The 18,385-nt window shown below is 66.7% G+C and carries 18 protein-coding genes; 7 read left to right on the forward strand and 11 right to left on the reverse strand.

The window, feature by feature from the left end:
* Positions 1–52 precede the first annotated feature (52 nt).
* The 3 genes from B5Y19_RS09530 to B5Y19_RS09540 all read right to left on the reverse strand — a co-directional run bounded on the left by B5Y19_RS09530 (position 53) and on the right by B5Y19_RS09540 (position 2,805).
* On the reverse strand, positions 53–559 hold the full coding sequence (locus B5Y19_RS09530) for a DinB family protein (protein ID WP_055728749.1): 507 nt from the start codon (positions 557–559) through the stop codon (positions 53–55).
* A gap of 15 nt (positions 560–574) precedes the next feature.
* Positions 575–1,798, reverse strand: coding sequence for an NAD(P)/FAD-dependent oxidoreductase (locus B5Y19_RS09535; protein WP_055728750.1), 1,224 nt, complete (start codon positions 1,796–1,798; stop codon positions 575–577).
* A gap of 92 nt (positions 1,799–1,890) precedes the next feature.
* Positions 1,891–2,805 carry a LysR family transcriptional regulator gene (locus B5Y19_RS09540; RefSeq protein WP_055728751.1) on the reverse strand — a complete coding sequence of 305 codons (915 nt, stop codon included), beginning with the start codon at positions 2,803–2,805 and terminating at the stop codon, positions 1,891–1,893.
* A 164-nt stretch (positions 2,806–2,969) separates the two neighbouring features.
* Here B5Y19_RS09540 and amaB point away from each other — a divergent pair, with 164 nt between their 5' ends.
* The 5 genes from amaB (at position 2,970) to B5Y19_RS09565 (ending at position 9,510) form a co-directional block, all read left to right on the forward strand.
* Complete coding sequence (gene amaB, locus B5Y19_RS09545) at positions 2,970–4,490, forward strand: L-piperidine-6-carboxylate dehydrogenase (RefSeq protein WP_055728752.1); 1,521 nt, start codon at positions 2,970–2,972, stop codon at positions 4,488–4,490.
* A 126-nt stretch (positions 4,491–4,616) separates the two neighbouring features.
* Positions 4,617–5,813, forward strand: a complete 1,197-nt coding sequence (locus B5Y19_RS09550; RefSeq protein WP_055728753.1) for an acyl-CoA dehydrogenase — start codon at positions 4,617–4,619, stop codon at positions 5,811–5,813.
* Positions 5,814–5,921: 108 nt separating this feature from the next.
* The gene (locus B5Y19_RS09555; RefSeq protein WP_079591386.1) at positions 5,922–7,106 is read left to right on the forward strand and encodes a CaiB/BaiF CoA transferase family protein; all 1,185 of its coding nucleotides are present in this window, start codon (positions 5,922–5,924) and stop codon (positions 7,104–7,106) included.
* 117 nt (positions 7,107–7,223) lie between these two features.
* Complete coding sequence (locus tag B5Y19_RS09560) at positions 7,224–8,900, forward strand: thiamine pyrophosphate-binding protein (RefSeq protein ID WP_055728755.1); 1,677 nt, start codon at positions 7,224–7,226, stop codon at positions 8,898–8,900.
* Between the two features lie 97 nt (positions 8,901–8,997).
* Positions 8,998–9,510 carry a hypothetical protein gene (locus B5Y19_RS09565; RefSeq protein ID WP_139384328.1) on the forward strand — a complete coding sequence of 171 codons (513 nt, stop codon included), beginning with the start codon at positions 8,998–9,000 and terminating at the stop codon, positions 9,508–9,510.
* A 7-nt stretch (positions 9,511–9,517) separates the two neighbouring features.
* Here B5Y19_RS09565 and B5Y19_RS09570 read toward each other — a convergent pair whose 3' ends face one another.
* Positions 9,518–10,081 carry a cytochrome b gene (locus tag B5Y19_RS09570; RefSeq protein ID WP_079591387.1) on the reverse strand — a complete coding sequence of 188 codons (564 nt, stop codon included), beginning with the start codon at positions 10,079–10,081 and terminating at the stop codon, positions 9,518–9,520.
* Positions 10,078–10,641, reverse strand: coding sequence for a YceI family protein (locus B5Y19_RS09575; protein ID WP_055728758.1), 564 nt, complete (start codon positions 10,639–10,641; stop codon positions 10,078–10,080). The genes B5Y19_RS09570 and B5Y19_RS09575 overlap by 4 nt, the downstream gene beginning before the upstream one ends.
* A 231-nt stretch (positions 10,642–10,872) precedes the next feature.
* Between B5Y19_RS09575 and B5Y19_RS09580 the strand changes: the two genes are divergently transcribed.
* Positions 10,873–11,409 carry a hypothetical protein gene (locus B5Y19_RS09580; RefSeq protein WP_139384329.1) on the forward strand — a complete coding sequence of 179 codons (537 nt, stop codon included), beginning with the start codon at positions 10,873–10,875 and terminating at the stop codon, positions 11,407–11,409.
* A gap of 10 nt (positions 11,410–11,419) precedes the next feature.
* Here the strand turns inward: B5Y19_RS09580 and B5Y19_RS09585 are convergent, their stop codons facing one another.
* The 6 genes from B5Y19_RS09585 to B5Y19_RS09610 all read right to left on the reverse strand — a co-directional run bounded on the left by B5Y19_RS09585 (position 11,420) and on the right by B5Y19_RS09610 (position 17,159).
* Positions 11,420–12,016, reverse strand: a complete 597-nt coding sequence (locus B5Y19_RS09585) for an HdeD family acid-resistance protein (RefSeq protein WP_055728760.1) — start codon at positions 12,014–12,016, stop codon at positions 11,420–11,422.
* Between the two features lie 111 nt (positions 12,017–12,127).
* Complete coding sequence (locus tag B5Y19_RS09590; RefSeq protein WP_055728761.1) at positions 12,128–12,838, reverse strand: SDR family oxidoreductase; 711 nt, start codon at positions 12,836–12,838, stop codon at positions 12,128–12,130.
* A gap of 7 nt (positions 12,839–12,845) precedes the next feature.
* Positions 12,846–13,802, reverse strand: a complete 957-nt coding sequence (tal, locus tag B5Y19_RS09595; RefSeq protein WP_055728762.1) for a transaldolase — start codon at positions 13,800–13,802, stop codon at positions 12,846–12,848.
* A gap of 159 nt (positions 13,803–13,961) precedes the next feature.
* Positions 13,962–14,798 carry a carbohydrate ABC transporter permease gene (locus B5Y19_RS09600; protein ID WP_055728763.1) on the reverse strand — a complete coding sequence of 279 codons (837 nt, stop codon included), beginning with the start codon at positions 14,796–14,798 and terminating at the stop codon, positions 13,962–13,964.
* A complete protein-coding gene (locus B5Y19_RS09605) occupies positions 14,795–15,670 on the reverse strand; it encodes an ABC transporter permease subunit (protein WP_197282444.1) in 876 nt (291 codons plus the stop codon). Before B5Y19_RS09605 ends, B5Y19_RS09600 begins: the two co-directional genes overlap by 4 nt.
* A 106-nt stretch (positions 15,671–15,776) precedes the next feature.
* Positions 15,777–17,159, reverse strand: a complete 1,383-nt coding sequence (locus B5Y19_RS09610; RefSeq protein ID WP_055728765.1) for an ABC transporter substrate-binding protein — start codon at positions 17,157–17,159, stop codon at positions 15,777–15,779.
* 239 nt (positions 17,160–17,398) lie between these two features.
* On the opposite strand from B5Y19_RS09610, the gene B5Y19_RS09615 reads away from it, so the two are divergent.
* Positions 17,399–18,379 carry an ABC transporter substrate-binding protein gene (locus tag B5Y19_RS09615; protein WP_055728766.1) on the forward strand — a complete coding sequence of 327 codons (981 nt, stop codon included), beginning with the start codon at positions 17,399–17,401 and terminating at the stop codon, positions 18,377–18,379.
* The last annotated feature ends 6 nt before the right edge of the window (positions 18,380–18,385 follow it).

Genomic DNA, 18,385 nt, shown 5'->3' on the forward strand with positions numbered 1-18,385 from the left:
TGCTGGGGAGAGGTAGAGCGCTATCGGAGCGTCCCGGTCCGCCACATCGCCCTCACCGCGGCTCGTCGACCAGGAAGAGGTCAGTGTCATCAGGCTTGGCGCCGGCGGCGGTGAGCATCGCGTGGATCTGACCGCGATGATGGGTCTGGTGGTTGAAGAAATGCGCGATCACGAAGGCCCGCGGCCTGCCGATCTCGCGTCCGGCCGCGCCGGAGTACCAGATCAGCGTGCCACGCAACCAATTCGCCTCGACGCTCTCGGCCCAGTCGAGGATCGCCTGGTCGCGCTGGCGGCGGCGCGCGCAGAACTGCGCCCAGCCTTCGAAATAGATCGCCGAGTCGCGGCCGCTGACGGCAGGCTTCTCGCTGCCGGTCAGGCGGCTGAGCCAGGTCTCGTCGCCCCAGAGGATGTGGTTGAAGGTGCCGTGGATCGACTTGAAGAAGGCGCCGCGATCGAGCTTGCGCGCCTCATCGGTCAGCCCGTCTGCCGCCGCCATCAGGCTGCGGTTCTGCCAAGCGTTGTAGCGGGCCATGGTCCGGACATAGGCGGGATCGACCATGGGGCGGGCTCCTCGTCAGATGACGTTGGCCTCCTTGAGCGGCCGGCCCGCAACGATGCGCTCGTGGCCGAGATCGGCAAGGTCGAGCGAGCGATAGCTGCCATGCGCGATATGCTCGGCAAGCCCGCGACCGACCGCGGGCGATTGCTGCAGGCCATGGCCGGAGAAGCCATTGGCGAGATAGAGATTCGGCAAGCCGACCGATGGGCCGACGATGGCGTTATGGTCGAGCCCGCACATGTCATAGGGGCCGGCCCAGGCACGGCCGGGCTTGATCTGCTCGAAAGCAGGGATGCGGGTGGCGAGCGACGGCCAGACGACCTCCTCGAAGAAGCCCCAATCGACATCCTCGGCGGCAGGATCGGTCTCGATCCATTCGACATCCTGCTCGGGCGTCAAGGGCGAGCAGCTGCCGATGAAGAGCTGGCCGTCGCTGCCGCGCTTGCCTTCCTGCCGGCACCAGGCACCGGTGGTGTCGATCAAGAGCGGGCAGCCCTCGACATCGCCCTTGCAGGTGAAGGTGAAGACGTAGCGCTTCATCGACTTCACCGGGATCGAAACGCCCGCCGTGGCCGCGAGCTTCGCACCATGGGTGCCGCTGGCATTGACCACGGCGCCGCAGGCGATGCGGCTGCCATCGGCGAGTTCGACCGCCGTCACCCGGCTGCCTTCGGTGACATAACGCGCGACCTCGCCCTGCCGGTACTCGACGCCGAGGCTTCGCGCCTTCTTGCGGAAGGCCTGGAGCAGCGCCCAGCCGTCGAACCAGCCCTCGCCGCTGACGCCGAAGGTGCCACAGGCGAGGTCCTCGACATTGAGCCAGGGAAAGCGTTGCTTCAGCGCAGCGGGATCGTAGAGCGCGATATCCGCGCCCTCCGCCGCCTGCAGCTTCTGGTTGGCTTCGAGGATCGGCGCGCCGGCTTCGCTCGCGAGATAGAGATAGCCTCCCTCATGCAGATCGATGGCCGGAACCTCGCCGTCGACCGCGAGGTGCTGGCCGATATTGCGCAGGAAATCGATGCCGAAGAGCGAAATGCGGATGTTCACCGCGCTGGAGAATTGCTGCCGGATCGAGGCGGCGGAGAGCGCGGAAGCCGAAAAGCGGTAGGTCGGATCCTTCTCGATCACCACGACCTTGCCGGAGAAGCCGGGGTCGGCCGCGAGATGATAGGCCACGGAGGAACCGATCGCGGCACCTCCGCAGATCACGACATCGGCGCTTTCGGAGACGGGCGGCATGGCAGGCCTCGCGCGGCCGGCTTCGGCAGGAAGCCGGGTTGGTGAATTTCGCGCATGAATGACCGAGCGCGGCGCGCTTGTCGAGAGGCGGCTCAGCTCGCGGGCGTGCATTCCCCCAGCAGCCAGTCGCGAAAGGCGATGACCGTCGGCAGGTTGGCCTTCTCCTCGGGATAGACGAGGTAATAGCCGTCCTTGCCCGTGACCGGCCGGTCGATCGGGATGACGAGCGAGCCGGAGCGCAGCTCCTCCTCCACCAGGAAGCGCGGCACGATGGCGAGCCCGAGCCCGGCCACGGCCGCCTGTGCGATCATGGCGAACTGCTCGAAGCGCGGCCCCATCAGCGCCCGCTCCGGCGCCAGCCCCTGCTGCTCCAGCCAGTTGGCCCAGGCGCGCGGCCGGGTCGACTGCTGCAGCAGCGGCACGCGCAGCATGTCGGCCGGTTCGGCGATGCCGGTGCGCACCAGCAGGGAGGGCGCGGCGACCGGCACGACCTCCTCGCCCATCAGCCGGTGCAGCCGGGCGCCCGGCCAGCTCTCGGCCCCGAAATGCACGGCGGCGTCGACCTGCTCGCGGGCGAAGTCGAAGGGCACCAGCTTGGTGGTGAAATTGATGGTGATCCCCGGATGCGCCTCGGTGAAGCGCGGCAGGCGCGGGATCAGCCAACGCGTCCCGAAGGTCGGCAGGATGGCGAGATTGAGCACGCCGGCCGCGCCGCGAAAGGCCATGGCGGAGACGGTTGCAGCCGCGAGGCGCGACAGACCATCCCGAATTTCGTTGGCATAGGCGGCTCCGGCCGCCGTCAGGCTGACGCGCTTCTTGACGCGCTCGAACAGGCTGACGCCGAGCGTCTTCTCCAGATGTGCGACCTGGCGGCTGACCGCCCCCTGCGTCAGGTTGAGCTCCTCGGCTGCGCGGGTGAAGCTGCCATGCCTGGCAGCCGCCTCGAAGGCGGCGAGCGCGGACAGCGAGGGCACCGAGAGGCGGCCGGGAACAAGCGCGTCATCCATGAGCAATACTCACCAAGTGGTGAGAACATATCGGTTGCCGCGCGCCCATGAAAGAGGGCATTCTCCCGCCCCAAAGCGCGGCAGCTCCGGTTTCCGCGCCAATTGTTCATGCGCCTCGGGGCTATCAGCCCTTTGGCACCCGCCGCGACCGCTGGAAGACGAAAATGGCCACAGCTCTGCCGAAAGACACGCTCGCCCTGCTCAAGCGCCTCGGGGTCTCCGACGCGGCCTATGCCGATGCCGGTCTGTCGGCGCGCTCGCCGATCACCGGCGAGACCGTGGTGACCCTGCGCGAAACCTCGCCTGCCGAGGCCGAGGCCGCGATCGGCCGGGCCCAGTCCGCCTATCTCGCCTGGCGCAAGGTGCCGGCGCCGCGGCGCGGCGAGTTCGTGCGCCTGCTCGGCGAGGAACTGCGCGCAGCCAAGACCGACCTCGGCCTGCTGGTGACACTGGAAGCCGGCAAGGTGACCTCCGAAGGCCTCGGCGAGGTTCAGGAGATGATCGACATCTGCGACTTCGCCGTCGGCCTGTCGCGCCAGCTCTACGGCCTGACCATCGCCACCGAGCGCCCGAACCATCGCATGATGGAGACCTGGCACCCGATCGGCATCTGCGGCGTGATCTCGGCCTTCAACTTCCCGGTCGCGGTCTGGTCGTGGAACGCGGCGCTCGCCTTCGTCTGCGGCGACAGCGTCGTCTGGAAGCCCTCCGAGAAGACCCCGCTGACCGCGCTCGCCGTGCAGGCCATCGTCGAGAAGACGATGAAGCGCTTCGGCCCCGAGGCCCCGGTCGGCCTCTCCGAGGTCCTGATCGGCGGCCGCGAGATCGGCGACATTCTGGTCCAGGATCACCGCGTCCCGGTCGTCTCCGCCACCGGCTCGACCCGCATGGGCAAGGAAGTCGGCCAGAAGCTCGCCGCGCGCTTCGCCCGCGCCATCCTCGAGCTCGGCGGCAACAACGCCGCGATCGTGGCCCCCTCCGCCGATCTCGACATCGCGCTGCGCGGCATCGCCTTCGCGGCGATGGGCACCGCCGGCCAGCGCTGCACCACGCTGCGCCGCCTGATCGTGCATGAGAGCGTCTACGACCAGCTCGTGCCGAAGCTCGCCAAGGTCTACGGTTCGGTGAAGATCGGCGATCCGCGCGAGGCAGGCGTTCTGGTCGGCCCGCTGGTCGACGAGGCCGCCTATCAGGGCATGCAGAAGGCGCTTTCCGAGGCCAAGGCCGAGGGCGGCAAGGTCCATGGCGGCGAGAAGGTCGATGTCGGCGTCGGCGGCTTCTATGTCCGCCCGGCCCTGGTCGAGATGCCCAGCCAGTGTGGCCCGGTCGAGCGCGAGACCTTCGCCCCGATCCTCTATGTCATGAAGTACAAGTCCATCGACGAGGCGATCGCAATCCAGAACGCGGTCGGCGCCGGCCTGTCCTCCTCGATCTTCACGCTCAACATGCGCGAGGCCGAGCTCTTCGTCTCGGACGAGGGTTCGGATTGCGGCATCGCCAACGTCAATATCGGCCCCTCGGGCGCCGAGATCGGCGGCGCGTTCGGCGGCGAGAAGGAGACGGGCGGCGGCCGCGAGGCCGGCTCGGACGCCTGGAAGGCCTATATGCGCCGCGCCACCAACACGCTGAACTACGGCACCACCCTGCCGCTGGCGCAGGGCGTCAGCTTCGACGTGGACGCGTGACACGGAACGTCATTCCCGGGTGCTGCGCAGCGGCGACCCGGGAAACTCATGACAAGAAGACACTGGTTTCCGGGATGGCCGGGTCAAGCCCGACCATGACGGTCTGAATATCGGGAGACGAACACCATGGCCGGCAGCCACAAGCTCGCGCAGCTCAACTGGGACGATGCCTTCCTGCTCGACGAGCAGCTCACCGAAGACGAGCGGCTGATCCGCGACACCGCCCGCGCCTACGCGCAGGAGAAGCTCGCGCCGCGCGTCCACGACGCCTATCTCGAGGAAAAGACCGATCGCGCCATCTTCAACGAGATGGGCTCGCTCGGCCTGCTCGGCGTGACGATCCCCGAGAAGTACGGTTGCGCCGGCGCCAACTACGTCTCCTACGGTCTCGTCGCCCGCGAGGTCGAGCGCATCGATTCCGGCTATCGCTCGATGATGAGCGTGCAGTCCTCGCTGGTGATGTTCCCGATCCATGCCTATGGCAGCGAAGAGCAGCGCCAGAAGTACCTGCCCAAGCTCGCCTCGGGCGAATGGGTCGGCTGCTTCGGCCTGACCGAGCCGGATGCCGGTTCCGATCCCGGCGGCATGAAGACCCGCGCCGAGAAGGTCGCCGACGGCTACAAGCTGACCGGCTCGAAGATGTGGATCTCGAACTCGCCGATCGCCGACGTCTTCGTCGTCTGGGCGAAGTCGGCCGCGCATGATAACCAGATCCGCGGCTTCATCCTCGAAAAGGGCATGAAGGGCCTCTCGGCGCCGAAGATCGGCGGCAAGCTCTCGCTGCGCGCCTCGATCACCGGCGAGGTCGTCATGGACGGCGTCATCGTGCCGGAAGACAACATCCTGCCGAACGTCTCGGGGCTCAAGGGCCCGTTCGGCTGCCTCAACCGCGCCCGCTACGGCATCTCCTGGGGCGTCATGGGCGCCGCCGAGGACTGCTTCCACCGCGCCCGCCAGTACGGGCTCGACCGCAAGCAGTTCAACAAGCCGCTGGCCCAGACGCAGCTCTACCAGAAGAAGCTCGCGGACATGCTGACTGAGATCACGCTCGGCCTGCAGGGCAGCTTGCGCGTCGGGCGCCTGCTCGACGAGGGCAAGATGGCCCCGGAGATGATCTCTCTTGTCAAGCGCAACAACTGCGGCAAGGCGCTCGACATCGCCCGCCAGGCCCGCGACATGCACGGCGGCAATGGCATCCAGATCGAGTATCAGGTGATGCGCCATGCGGCGAACCTCGAGACGGTGAACACCTATGAGGGCACGCATGACGTCCATGCGCTGATCCTCGGCCGGGCGATCACTGGCCTGCAGGCGTTCTTCTGAGCGCAACAAGGCGTCATGCCCGGGCTCGCCCCGGGCATCTCGTCCCTCGTGAACCTCCCCGGAGATGGTCGGGTCAAGCCCGACCATGACGCCCGAGTCGAACCCGCCATGACGACCCCACCGCTTACCGGCCTGCGCGTCCTCGAACTGGCGCGCATCCTCGCAGGTCCCTGGATCGGCCAGTTGCTCGCCGATCTCGGCGCCGATGTCGTCAAGGTCGAGGCGCCGGAAGGCGACGACACCCGCAAATGGGGCCCTCCCTTCGTCGAAGGCACCGGCGAGGAGCATCTCTCGGCCGCCTATTTCCACGCCGCCAATCGTGGCAAGCGCTCGATCACCGCCGATTTCCGCACAGCGGAGGGGCAGGCGCTGGTCAAGCGGCTCGCCGCCCATGCCGATGTGGTGGTCGAGAACTTCAAAGTCGGTGGCCTCGAGAAGTACGGGCTCGACGCGGCCTCGCTGCGCAAGCAATTCCCGCAGCTCGTCTATTGCTCTGTCACCGGCTTCGGGCAGGACGGCCCCTATGCGCCGCGCGCCGGCTACGACTTCCTCGTCCAGGGCATGGGCGGGGCGATGTCGATCACCGGCGAGCCTGAGGGCGCACCGATGAAAGCCGGCTACGCCGTCGCCGACATCTATACCGGGCTCTACGCCACGGTCGGCATCCTCTCGGCACTGCGCCAGCGCGACACGACCGGCGAAGGCGCGACGCTCGACCTCGCCTTGCTCGACTCGCAGGTCGCGGTGCTCGGCAACCAGGCGATGAACTATCTCGTCGGCGGAAACCCGCCGCCGCGCCTCGGCAACGCGCATCCCAACATCGTGCCCTATGATGTGTTCCCGGTTGCGGACGGGCACATCATCATCGCGACAGGCAATGACGGGCAGTGGCGCAAGCTCTGCGAAGTCCTGGGCGAACCGGCGCTGGCCGACCACCCCGACTATCTCGACAACAAATCGCGGGTGAAGAATCGCGTCGCGCTGACCGCCAAACTGCACCTGCTTTGCCAGCGCTATGCCAAGGCCGATCTGCTGGCCGGGCTGGAGAAGGTCGGCGTGCCCGCCGGGCCGATCAACGATATCGGCGAGGTCTTCGCAGACCCGCAGGTGATCGCGCGCAGCGTCAGGGTCGACCTGCCGAGCGCGGCCGCCAAGGCAGGACATATTCCGACCGTCGCCTCGCCCATCGTCATGAACGGCGTGCGGCAGGTCGCCGGGCGCCCGAGCCCGCGGCTCGGCGAGCATGCTGACGACATTTTGAACGATCCGGCCTGGGGCGGGCCGGCGCGATGACACTCACCGTCATTGCGAGCGCAGCGAAGCAATCCAGGAGGGCTCGCTCGACGTCCCCCTGGATTGCTTCGTCGCTGCGCTCCTCGCAATGACGGCAAGGGCAAGGGAACAAGAGCAATGGCTAATCGTACCGGCGGGCAGATCCTCGTCGACCAGCTTCTGATCCATGGCGCGACCGACGCCTTCTGCGTGCCGGGCGAGAGCTATCTCGCCGTGCTCGACGCCCTGCACGACGCCTCGATGAAGGTCACCATCTGCCGGGCCGAAGGCGGCGCCTGCATGATGGCCGAGGCCGCCGGCAAGCTCACCGGCAAGCCCGGCATCTGCTTCGTGACGCGCGGCCCCGGCGCCACCAATGCCTCGCCCGGCATCCATATCGCCGACCAGGACTCGACCCCGCTGATCCTCTTCGTCGGCCAGATCGAGCGCGGCATGCGCGAGCGCGAGGCCTTCCAGGAGCTCGACTACCGCGCCGTCTTCGGCACGATGACGAAATGGGCGACCGAGATCGACGATGCCGCGCGCATTCCGGAGATCATCAGCCGCGCCTTCCATGTCGCGACCTCCGGCCGCCCCGGCCCCGTGGTGATCGCGCTGCCCGAGGACGTGCTGACCGACCTCGCCGACGTCGCCGACGCCGAGCCCTATGAGATCACCGAGCAGCACCCCTCGCCGGTGCAGATGAACGAACTCGCCAAGCGCTTCGCCGCGGCCAAGTCGCCGATCGCCATCCTCGGCGGCTCGCGCTGGAGTCCGGAGACGATCGCCGACTTCCAGGCGTTTGCCGCGCGTTTCGATCTGCCGGTCGCGGTTTCCTTCCGCCGCCAGATGCTGTTCCCGGCCGACCATCCGAACTTCGCCGGCGATCTCGGCATCGGCCCGAACCCCAAGCTGCTTGCCCGCATCAAGGAGAGCGACCTCGTCCTGCTGATCGGCGGGCGTCTCTCGGAGATGCCGAGCCAGTCCTACACCCTGTTCGGCATCCCCAATCCGGGCCGGCCGCTGGTCCATGTCCACCCCGATCCGGAAGAGCTCGGCCGGGTCTATCGCCCGACGCTGGCGATCAACGCCTCGCCGGCCGGCTTCTGTGCCGCTCTGACGAAGCTCGAGCCGCCGAAGGACCCGGCCTGGAAGGGCGCGAGCGCGGCCGCGCATGAGGCCTATATCGCCTGGAGCGAGCAACCGGCGCCCGTGGCCGGTGAGTTCCATCCCGGCGAGATGGTGCGCTGGCTGCGCAGCCAGCTCCCCGACGACGCCATCATGTGCAACGGCGCCGGCAATTACGCGACCTGGGTGCACCGCTTCCACCGCTTCAACAAGTTCGCGACGCAGCTCGCGCCGACCTCGGGCTCGATGGGCTATGGCGTGCCGGCTGCCATCGGCGCCAAGCGGATCTTCCCGGAACGCACCGTCGTCGCCTTTGCCGGCGACGGCTGTTTCCTGATGAACGGCCAGGATTTCGCAACCGCCGTGCAATACGACCTGCCGGTGATCATCGTCGTGGTCGACAACGGCATGTACGGCACGATTCGCATGCATCAGGAGCGCGAATATCCCGGCCGCGTCTCGGCGACGACGCTGAAGAACCCGGATTTCGCGGCTTACGCCAAGGCCTTCGGCGGCCATGGCGAGCGCGTCGAGAAGACCGAGGAATTCGCGCCAGCCTTCGAGCGCGCAGTGAAGAGCGGCAAGCCCGCGATCATCCACTGCCTGCTCGATCCCGAAGCGATCACCCCGGCGAAGTCGCTCTCGACGATCCGGGCGGAAGCTTTCGCGGCACAGGGCAAGCGCTGATCGCGCCACGGTGAAAATTCGCCCCCGCGCCTGAACCGGAGCCGAACCTTTCGCGACCAATCGTCGTTGAGGAGACGACGACGCGGAGGGCTCGGCCATGAGACATGGATTTGCGATCCGGTTCGGGATGGCGGCTCTGATCGCCGTCACGGCCGCGCCCGGCGCCAGGGCACAGGGGCTTTTCGACGGCCTGGCGCGGGCGATCTTCGGTCAGCCCCGCCTGTACGCCTCGCCGATCTACGAGTTCGACGACGAGCGGCCGCGGGCCAGGCCCCGCCCGCGGGCACCCGAGACCTCGTCGAAGCCCAAGCCCCCGGTCGTCAAGCTCGACCCGCAGGCCGACCGGAACTGGTATCTGAAGGACCCGACTCTGCGGCGAGGCGATATCGTCGTCACAGCAAACGGCGTGCTGGTCTATCAGGGCCGCGACAGCGATGCGGCACGCCCGGCCGATTTCGCCGCCCTTGGCGGCAGCGACCCCAAAGGCTGGAAGCAGAAGCTGGAAACCGCAGCCGCCGGAGGCCGCACCATGTTCCACAGCGAGCCGGCCAGAACGGAAGCCGTGACTGCGGAGGCCGCCGAGAACGGCCAGGCGGAGCCGAACCGCTAGAGAGCGACTAACGCCAGCGCTGGCCGAACCACATCCGGCCGAGCAGGCCATCGCGCCAGAGCAGCATATGGACGGCCACCGCGGCCAAATGCACCGCGCCAAGCCCGATCAGGATGTTACCGAGCTGATTATGCATCCACAGCATCCGCCGGTAGGTGGCTGGGTCCGGGCCGATCGGATGCGGCACGGGGAACAGCCCGAAATAGAGCGTCGGGATCTGGATCGGGGCGGCTGCCGCCATGAGCAGCCCCGTCACCGGCAGCGCCAGCAGGCAAAGATACAGCGCGGCATGGACGCTCGCCGCGGCGCCGCGCAGCCAGGGATTGCGCTCGAATGGCTCCGGTTGGGGCATAGCGAGGCGCAGCATCAGGCGCAGCACGACGAAGAGCGCGATCGTCAGCCCCACGGATTTGTGGCGCTGGTAGAGCTCGAAGCGGGAGATGAGATCGCGGCTCTCGTCTCGCATCGGGCCGGCGATCCAGAACTGGAACAGCACGAGCAGGAGCGTCAGCCAGTGCAGCGCAACGCTGGCCGGATGCCACCGCGCCGGCCGATCGGGGCTGCAGCTCATCGCCTCAGGCGCCCCTTGATGACGATGTCGATGCGATCGTCGACGACGTTGACGTCTTGGCCGATGCCATAGGCCGGCCGCAGGAAGCTGCCGCTGGCCTGGAAGGGCAGCGCGTCGCCGCGCTTCGCCCGCTCGATATCGCCGGCTACGTTCGCCGTGACGGTGAATGGCTGGGTCACGCCCTTGATCGTCAGCCTGCCGCGAATGTCGAGGCTGTGCTCGCTGGTGCGCGATACGCTCTCCGAGACGAAGCTCGCCATCGGGTACCGGGCGGCATCGAGCATGCTGGGCCCGACGATGAAGCCATCGACCAGCGCCGAGCCCGCCTTGATCGACGCCGTTTCAAGCGTCACGCGGACGCGGCTGCGCTCGGGATGGTCGAAATCGATGGCGAAATTGCCGTCATAGCGTTCGAAGCGCCCCGTCGTGACCACCGCCCCGAAGCGATGCCCGACAAAGCTGATCTCGGTTGTGCCGCGATCGAAGCTCCAGGTGGACTGAGCCTGCGCCTGCACGGCGGCGAAGGACATTGCGAGAAGGAAGGCGACGACCCTGGCCATGGCGGCCTCCGGCAGATGCCCGCGGGACGGTGCGACGATCCATCAACTTGAAGGAAAAGCCATGGCGGAGAAGGCCGGACACGGAAAGGTGATTCAAGATCGATGCATCAAGGTTGATGCGAACCTCCGGCAGCGGCAGCCGGTTGACCGCTCGTTAAGCGCGCTGGCGCCATGGGGTTGAAACTTCCCGCCGACTCGTCAGTTGTGTCTCCGCAGGGGGAGGCCGACGGAATGACGGGACAGTTGCGCAGTGTCGTGTGTGTCGCAGCCGCGATCAGCATCGCCGCGACCATGCCGGCCAGTGCCGCCGGCTTCCTCGACGATCTCGCCAAGGCGCTGTTCGGGCAGCCACAGCCGCGCCGGTGGGTCGAAGTCGAGCCCTATGATCCGCTCAACGTTACGGTAAAGCCGCGCCGGAAACGCGCCGCCTCGGCCGAGACGACCTCCAAGCCCAAGCCGCCGATCGTCAAGCTCGATCCGCAGCGCGATCCCGACTGGTATCTGAAGGATCCGACGTTGCGCCGCGGCGATGTCGTCGTCACCGCACGCGGCGTGCTGGTCTATAAGGGCCGGAACAGCGATCACCTGATCGAGGGCGATTTCACCGGGCTTGGCGGAAAATCAGGCGAGAAGGGCTGGAAGGGACAGCTCCAGGCTGCCGCGGCCGGCGGCCGCAGCTTCTTCCGCGATTTCCGCGATGCGCCTCCGCTCCCGCCGGAGCTCTCGCTGGCCCAGCCGACTGCTCTGATCGAACCGGCCGGGCGCTAGCTTCCTTGCCTCAGCCCTTCGAGCGGACACCGTCGAAGGTCGAGCGGATGGCGCGCGCCAGCGCGATCGCCGCCCAGCCCTGGAAGATCAGCTCGATCGCCAGGAAGGTGCCGAGCACCCACAGGCTGGAGCCCGGCCACTGCGCCAGGATCATGCCGCCCAGCAAGAGCGACAGCACGCCCGAGAAGGCGACCCAGCCCCAATAGGGCAGTTCCCGGTTCTGGAAGGCCATGACGAGGCGCAGCACGCCCGTCGCGACCAGGGCCGCACCGGCCAGCAGGGTCAGCGAAGCCGTGGCGACGAGCGGATTGACGAAGGTCATCACGCCGACCGCGACGTAGAGCACGCCGATCAGCAGGTGCCACAGGCGGCTTTTCCAGCCCTGGTGTCGGAAGGCGTCGATCAGCACGACGATGCCGCCGACGAAGATCATCGCGCCGAACCAGATCGCGCTCGCGAGGCTGAGCAGCGCCACCGCGCCCAGGCCGAGAACGCCGAGGATGATGAGGACGATGCCCTCGGCCATCAACCAGCCCCAGCTGCGCCGGAGCGGAATGAGATGCGTACCGAGAGAGGGAGGGGTGGAAGCTTCAGAGGGTGTGCTCATGACAACCGTCTCCGTTCCGGGCAGGCCGCGACAGCCGGGGCCGCCTCATTCGACAGACCGCATGAGAAACCCGCGCAGCGGTTGCGTCAATGATCTGACGCAAGCCATGCGTCAGTAGGTGGCGCGCCCGCCCGAGAGATCGAAGACCGCCCCGGTCGAGAAGCTGCAGCGCTCGCTCGCGAGCCAGGCGACCAGCTCGGCCAGTTCCGCAACCGTGCCGAGGCGCTTCAGCGGGCTCTTGGCGATCATGGTCGCGACCGTCTCGGCGCTCATCTGCTGGAGCAGGTCGGTCTCGATCGCCGCCGGAGCGACGGCGTTGACCAGAATGCCGGTCCCGGCGAGCTCCTTGCCATGCGCCTTGGTGAGGGCGATGACGCCGGCCTTGGCGGCGCTGTAGGCCGCGAGGGTCGGCGTGCCCTCCTTGCCGGCGAGCGAGGCGATGTTGACGATACGGCCGTAGCCACGCGGCAGCATCGCCGCCGCCACCGCACGCGAGCAGAGGAAGGTCCCGGTCAGGTTGATCGCCTGCACCTTCTGCCATTGCGCGAGCGGCGTGTCGGCGACCGTCGTCGAGGGACCGGTCAGGCCGGCATTGTTGACCAGCACGGCGACCGGGCCATGTTCGCGCTCGGTCGAAGCGAGGGCTTCCGCGACCGAGCGTTCGTCGGAGACGTCGCAGGCGAGATGGCGCCGCCCGGCCGTGCCCGGAGCGGCGATATCCCAGACGACCGGAACGAAACCGTCCTGCTCGAGCCTGTCGGCGACCGCGGCGCCGATGCCCTTGGCGCCGCCGGTGACGACGGCGATCCCCCGCTCCGCCATGGTCGGCTCAGCCGAGCTTCTCTGCGACGAGCCTGCGCAGGCTGCGCAGGTCCTTGACGAAGCCGCGGATGCCCTCGGCCAACTTCTCGGTCGCCATCGCGTCCTCGTTCATCGCGAAGCGGAAGGCCTTTTCGTCGAGGACGAGCTTCTCCGGCGCCTTGCCCGGCGCCTCGGGCTTCAGCTTGCGGGGCAGCTCGCCGGTCGCGCCGGCAAGCTCGTCGAGCAGGCCCGGGCCGATGGTCAGCCGGTCGCAGCCGGCCAGCGCCTCGATCTCGCCGGTGTTGCGGAAGGAGGCGCCCATCACCACCGTGTCGATGCCATAGGTCTTGTAATAGGCGTAGATGGTGCGAACCGAGACGACGCCGGGATCGGTCTCGGCCGTGTAGGGGCCTCCGCCCGCCTTGACGTGCCAGTCGAGGATGCGCCCAACGAAGGGCGAGATCAGGAAGGCCCTGGCGTCGGCGGCCGCGATCGCCTGCGGCAGCGCGAAGAGCAGGGTCAGGTTGCAGTCGATCCCCTCCCCTTGCAGGACCTTGGCGGCCTGCAGCCCCTCCCAGGTCGAGGCGACCTTGATCAGGATGCGGTCCTTCGCGACGCCGCGCTCCTTGTAGGCTGCGATGATGGCGCGCGCCTTCTCGATGGTCGCCTGCGTATCGAAGGAGAGATCGGCATCGACCTCGGTGGAGACGCGGCCTGGCACGATCTTGGTCAGTTCGGTGCCGAAGCTCACCGCGAGCCGGTCGCAGACGGCGTGGACCGCCTTCTCGCCGCTGCCCTGCTTCTTGCCCCAGCCGATCGCCTCCTCGACGAGATGGGCATATGCGGGAGTCTCGACCGCCTTGAGCAGCAGCGTCGGATTGGTGGTGCAATCGACCGGCTTCAGGCGGCGCACGGCCTCGATGTCGCCGGTGTCGGCGACGACGGTGGTCATTTCGCGGAGCTGGTCGAGCTTGGAGGCGGTCATCGTCTTTTCCTGGAAATCGTCTTCATCAGCCTAACCCCCGCAATGTGACGCCTGTTCGGCAGGATTGCGAGGGGGGCGAAGCAACACGGCCATGCAACGACCCGCGTCCCGCCTGCTCGGGCTCGGCCCGAGCATGACTTTCGCGAGCCTCGGCCTGGCTCAGCTCTTCACCGCGCCCGAGGTCAGCCCGCCGACCATGTTCTTGCGGAAACCGTAATAGATCACCGCCGGAGGGATGGCGTAGAGCAGGCCGGCGGCCATCAGCAGGTTCCAGGGCGCGTCGTCGGCGGAGAGGAAAAGGCCGAGGCCCACGGCGAGCGGCACCGCCTTCTCCGAGGAGAGCAGCAGGAAGGCGTAGAGATACTCGTTCCAGGCAAGCAGCAGCGCATAGATGCCGATCACCACCATCGAGGGCTTCATCAGCGGCAGGTAGACCAGCCGGAAGAGCTGCAGCGAGGTGGCGCCGTCCATCACCGCGGCTTCGTCGAGCTCCTTCGGCAGCTTGTCCGAGGCCTGCTTCAGCACCCAGATCGCGTAGGGCGAGGCCAGGGCGACCATGGCGAGGATCAGCGAAGCCTGGGTATCGAGCAGCCCGTAGGAACCCATCGCCTTGTACATGGGGATGGCGAGGAAGGCGGCCGGGATCAGATAGGTCGCGAGCGCCAGGTTCATCATCGTGCGCCCGCCGCGAACCTTGAGCCGGGCGATGGCGAAGGCGGCGAAGGTCGCGACGAAGAGCGTGATCAGCCCGGTCGAAACCGCGATGAAGAAGCTGTTGAACAGCTGCCGCCAGAAATTATGCAGGTAGTAGTGCTGCTGGTTGAAGACGATCTGGAAGTTCTGCAGCGTCGGATTGTCCGGCCAGAGCTTGCCGGCCAGCATCGATTCCTGGTTCGAGATCGACAGCACGAAGAGGTGATAGATCGGCAGCAGCGTCCAGATCAGGACCGGGATCGCGATCAGGATCAGCTTGCCCTCGTCGAGGAACTTCCTCATGCCTCGGCTCCCTTGGACAGGCGCTTCACCATCACGAAGACCATGGGCAGGATCAGCGGCATGGCGACGATGATCGAGGCGATGCCGAGATCGAGGTTGTTGTTGCGCATGTAGCGGATGCCGAGCGTGGAGAGCACGTGGTTGAGATCGCCCGGCCCGCCACTGTTGAGCAGGTAGACGCTGTTGAAGTCGCCCAGCGTCCAGATCATCGAGAGCATGGTCGAGGTGACGTAGAGCGTCGCCAGGGACGGCCAGGTGATGAAGCGGAACTGCTGCCAGCGATTGGCGCCGTCGACGCTCGCGGCCTCGTAGAGGTCCTGCGCGATGGCGAGGCGGCCAGTGATCAGGATCAGCGTCCAGAACGGCAGCGACTTCCAGATATGGACGACGATCGACATCGCGAAAGCCAGCGTCGGATCGGTCAGCCAGCCCGGCCCTTCCATGATGCCGAACCACTGGAAGAGCTGCTGGTTCACCATGCCGTTCTCCGGGTTCAGCATCACCCGGAAGGACAGGATGGTCGGGATCGAGGGCACCGCCCAGGGCAGGATGAAGAGCACCAGGACGAAGCGGATCCAGGGCCGCTGCTGTACGAAGAAGCCGGACAGGCCGAGCGCGATCAGGAATTTCAGGTTCACCGCGACGAACAGGAAGATGACCGTGTTGACGACGGTGCGCAGGAAGATCGGGTCGGCGAAGAGCGCCTTGTAGGAATTCCAGTTGAGGCCGAGCCAGAGGCCGTAGCCAACGGGATAGACCACCATCACAGCGAAGACGAGCACATAGGGCGCCAGCATGATCGTGCCCCAGATCGCGCGGTCGCGCGTGAAGCCCGACGCATCCTCGCGTGGTGCCGAAATCGGCGCTGTCATGACGGCAGTGCTCATGGACTCTCCCTGGAAATGGACCCGGTGAAAGCTCCGCCGCGGCAAGCATCGCCGCGGCGGATCGAAGAGGCAAGCGCGAGCTGCGCGAAGATCAGCCGGCGATCTGCTTGATACGGGCGATCATCTCGTCCACGGCCTGCTCGGCCGGGATCTTGTCCTGAACCACGCGATTCACGGCCTTGGCCCAGACGTTCTCGGCGTTCACGGTCGTGAAGTTGTAGTTGTAGACGAACTGGAACGGCACCGTGCCGTCCTTGTACTGCTTGTAGACGACCGCGCGATGCGGGTCCTTGCCATCCGACCAGAACGGCGCCTCGATGCCCTTCAGCGTCGTCGGCACCCAGCGGCCGGCCGAGCCCTCGACGAAGGGCCGCAGGTTCTCGTCCTTCATGAAGAAGGCCATGAACTCCTTGGCGCGCTTCTTGTTCTTGGCGTCGGCGAAGATCACCGCCGTCTTGACCGCGGCGAGGTTGGTCATCTTGCTGCCGTCGGCCTTGAGCGGGAACTCGGCCGTGCGGATGTTGTCCTCGTAGTTCTTCTTGGCCGTGGCGCGCTGCTCGGCGGTGAGCGCGGCGTTGTTCATGTCGTCCATGTGCTTGCCGGCGATCGAGATCGTGGCGTTGTGCGTGGCGACGGTGGTGCGGTTGTGGAAAGCGACGTTGTTGTCCGGGTCGAGCCAGTTGACCGAGGACGGCGGGGTGCAGCCGCGCTGGAAGATGTTGGCGTAGGACTTCACCGCCTCGACCATCGCCTTCTTGTTCTCGGGCTGGTCGAGCACGATCTTGCCGTTCTCGTCGACGACCTTGGCGTTATAGGCGTTGGCGAAGGTCAGGAACGAATAGAAGGTGTCGGACGCCGCGATGCCCATCGGATGGCCGATGCCGTAGACGCGCTTGCCCTTGGCGCGCATCGCGCCCTGCACCTTGTCGCACCAGAAGTCCCAGTAGCCGTTCCAGGTCTTGGGGATGTCGGCCTCCTTGAAGCCGGCCTCCTCCAGCATGTCCTTCCAGTAGGTGATGTGCATCATCTGCTGCTCGACCGGGAAGGCATAGTATGACTTCTTGCCGGCCTTGCCGTTCATCAGGAAGGTGGTCGAGAGCGCCATCGGCTGGAACTCCGACTTCAGCGGCTCGATCACGTCCGAGACGTCCTCGAGCTTGCCGTCATAGGCCCATTTGCCGGTGGTGCGGAAATCATAGGTCGTGCAGAAGCCGACATCCGGCGGCGTGCCCGCATCGACGGCGCCGACCGATTTCGTGACGCAATCCTCGGTCGCGTAGAGCGAGAGCTCGACCTTGACGCCCGTCGCCTTCTGGAACTTGTCGACGACCGCCAGCAGCGCGTCGTCCTCGCCTTTGTAGAAGCCCTTGGTGAACCAGGCGGTCAGCACTTCCTGTGCCGAAGCGGCGCCCGACCAGCCCGCAACGACGGCCGCGACGGCCGTGCCCGCAACGAAATACCGATCCAACTTCATCAGAAAACCTCCCGTTTAAACCGTTTGAATCCGACGTTATGACCGTCTTGCCGCGACCCTAGTCGAAAAGCCCCGAACGAAACAAGCCGGGCGAGCCCCTCACAAATAGTATTTTTTATTCCCTCCAGAGCAAGCCCGCGAAACCGGGCGCGGCGCATCTCCGGGGTTCATCGAACTGTCACCTGCGCTCGCTACCGGCAGCGCCATCTCGCAGCTGCGATCATGAGATGGAGAGACAGATGCAACGCAAGGCCTTGAGCGCTTTCATCCTCGCGGCCGGCCTCACCGGCTCCGGCCCGGCGCTCGCCGTCGAGGGCAAGCTCGTTCTCTACACCAGCCAGCCGAACACCGACGCGCAGCAGACGGTCGACGCCTTCAAGGCGAAATATCCGAAGGTCGACATCTCCTTCGTCCGCGACGGAACGCCGCGCGTCATGGCGAAGATCAAGGCCGAGTTCGAAGCGGGCGCGCCCCAGGCCGACATCCTGCTCATCGCCGATTCGGTGACGATGGAGGGCCTCAAGAAGGACGACCGCCTGCTCGCCCATGACAAGGCCGACGTCTCCGCCTATCCGGCCGGTGTCCACGATCCCCGGAAGATGTGGTTCGCGACCAAGCTGATCACCACCGGCATCGTCTATAACACCAAGGCGACGATGACGCCTTCGAGCTGGACCGACCTGACCAAGCCGGAAGCGAAGAACCAGCTCGCCATGCCGAGCCCGCTCAATTCCGGCGCCGCGCTGATCCACACGATCACGCTGACCAGCAATCTCAAGGACGGCTGGGGCTTCTACGAGAAGCTCAAGGAGAACGGCACGCTCGCCGCCGGCGCCAATGGCGACATCCTGCGCCAGGTCGCGACCGGCGAGAAGCTCTACGGCATGATCGTCGACTTCATGCCGATCCGCGAGAAGGCCAAGGGAGCCCCGGTCGCGTTCGTCTTCCCGAGCGAAGGCGTCTCGGCCGTGAGCGAGCCGGTCGCGATCCTGAAGACCACGAAGAACCCCGAAGCCGCCAAGGCTTTCATCGACTTCCTGCTGTCGAAGGACGGCCAGGAACTCGCCCTGAAGCAGGGCTATGTCGCGGCCCATCCCGATGTCGCCCTGCCGGCCGGCTATCCGGCGCGCAGCGCGATCAAACTGATGGCCTTCGACGCGGCCAAGGCGCTCGCCGAAGAGTCCGCGGCACGCAAGCGCTTCGGCGCCATCTTCGAGTGACGACGG

This window comes from Allobosea thiooxidans (genome assembly GCF_900168195.1).
GTDB lineage: Bacteria > Pseudomonadota > Alphaproteobacteria > Rhizobiales > Beijerinckiaceae > Allobosea > Allobosea thiooxidans.

Coding starts and splice junctions, on each gene's coding strand:
- B5Y19_RS09530 (WP_055728749.1), bottom strand. CDS start 559: ATGGTCGATCCCGCCTATGTCCGGACCATGGCCCGCTACAACGCTTGG.
- B5Y19_RS09535 (WP_055728750.1), bottom strand. CDS start 1,798: ATGCCGCCCGTCTCCGAAAGCGCCGATGTCGTGATCTGCGGAGGTGCC.
- B5Y19_RS09540 (WP_055728751.1), bottom strand. CDS start 2,805: ATGGATGACGCGCTTGTTCCCGGCCGCCTCTCGGTGCCCTCGCTGTCC.
- amaB (WP_055728752.1), top strand. CDS start 2,970: ATGGCCACAGCTCTGCCGAAAGACACGCTCGCCCTGCTCAAGCGCCTC.
- B5Y19_RS09550 (WP_055728753.1), top strand. CDS start 4,617: ATGGCCGGCAGCCACAAGCTCGCGCAGCTCAACTGGGACGATGCCTTC.
- B5Y19_RS09555 (WP_079591386.1), top strand. CDS start 5,922: ATGACGACCCCACCGCTTACCGGCCTGCGCGTCCTCGAACTGGCGCGC.
- B5Y19_RS09560 (WP_055728755.1), top strand. CDS start 7,224: ATGGCTAATCGTACCGGCGGGCAGATCCTCGTCGACCAGCTTCTGATC.
- B5Y19_RS09565 (WP_139384328.1), top strand. CDS start 8,998: ATGAGACATGGATTTGCGATCCGGTTCGGGATGGCGGCTCTGATCGCC.
- B5Y19_RS09570 (WP_079591387.1), bottom strand. CDS start 10,081: ATGAGCTGCAGCCCCGATCGGCCGGCGCGGTGGCATCCGGCCAGCGTT.
- B5Y19_RS09575 (WP_055728758.1), bottom strand. CDS start 10,641: ATGGCCAGGGTCGTCGCCTTCCTTCTCGCAATGTCCTTCGCCGCCGTG.
- B5Y19_RS09580 (WP_139384329.1), top strand. CDS start 10,873: ATGACGGGACAGTTGCGCAGTGTCGTGTGTGTCGCAGCCGCGATCAGC.
- B5Y19_RS09585 (WP_055728760.1), bottom strand. CDS start 12,016: ATGAGCACACCCTCTGAAGCTTCCACCCCTCCCTCTCTCGGTACGCAT.
- B5Y19_RS09590 (WP_055728761.1), bottom strand. CDS start 12,838: ATGGCGGAGCGGGGGATCGCCGTCGTCACCGGCGGCGCCAAGGGCATC.
- tal (WP_055728762.1), bottom strand. CDS start 13,802: ATGACCGCCTCCAAGCTCGACCAGCTCCGCGAAATGACCACCGTCGTC.
- B5Y19_RS09600 (WP_055728763.1), bottom strand. CDS start 14,798: ATGAGGAAGTTCCTCGACGAGGGCAAGCTGATCCTGATCGCGATCCCG.
- B5Y19_RS09605 (WP_197282444.1), bottom strand. CDS start 15,670: ATGACAGCGCCGATTTCGGCACCACGCGAGGATGCGTCGGGCTTCACG.
- B5Y19_RS09610 (WP_055728765.1), bottom strand. CDS start 17,159: ATGAAGTTGGATCGGTATTTCGTTGCGGGCACGGCCGTCGCGGCCGTC.
- B5Y19_RS09615 (WP_055728766.1), top strand. CDS start 17,399: ATGCAACGCAAGGCCTTGAGCGCTTTCATCCTCGCGGCCGGCCTCACC.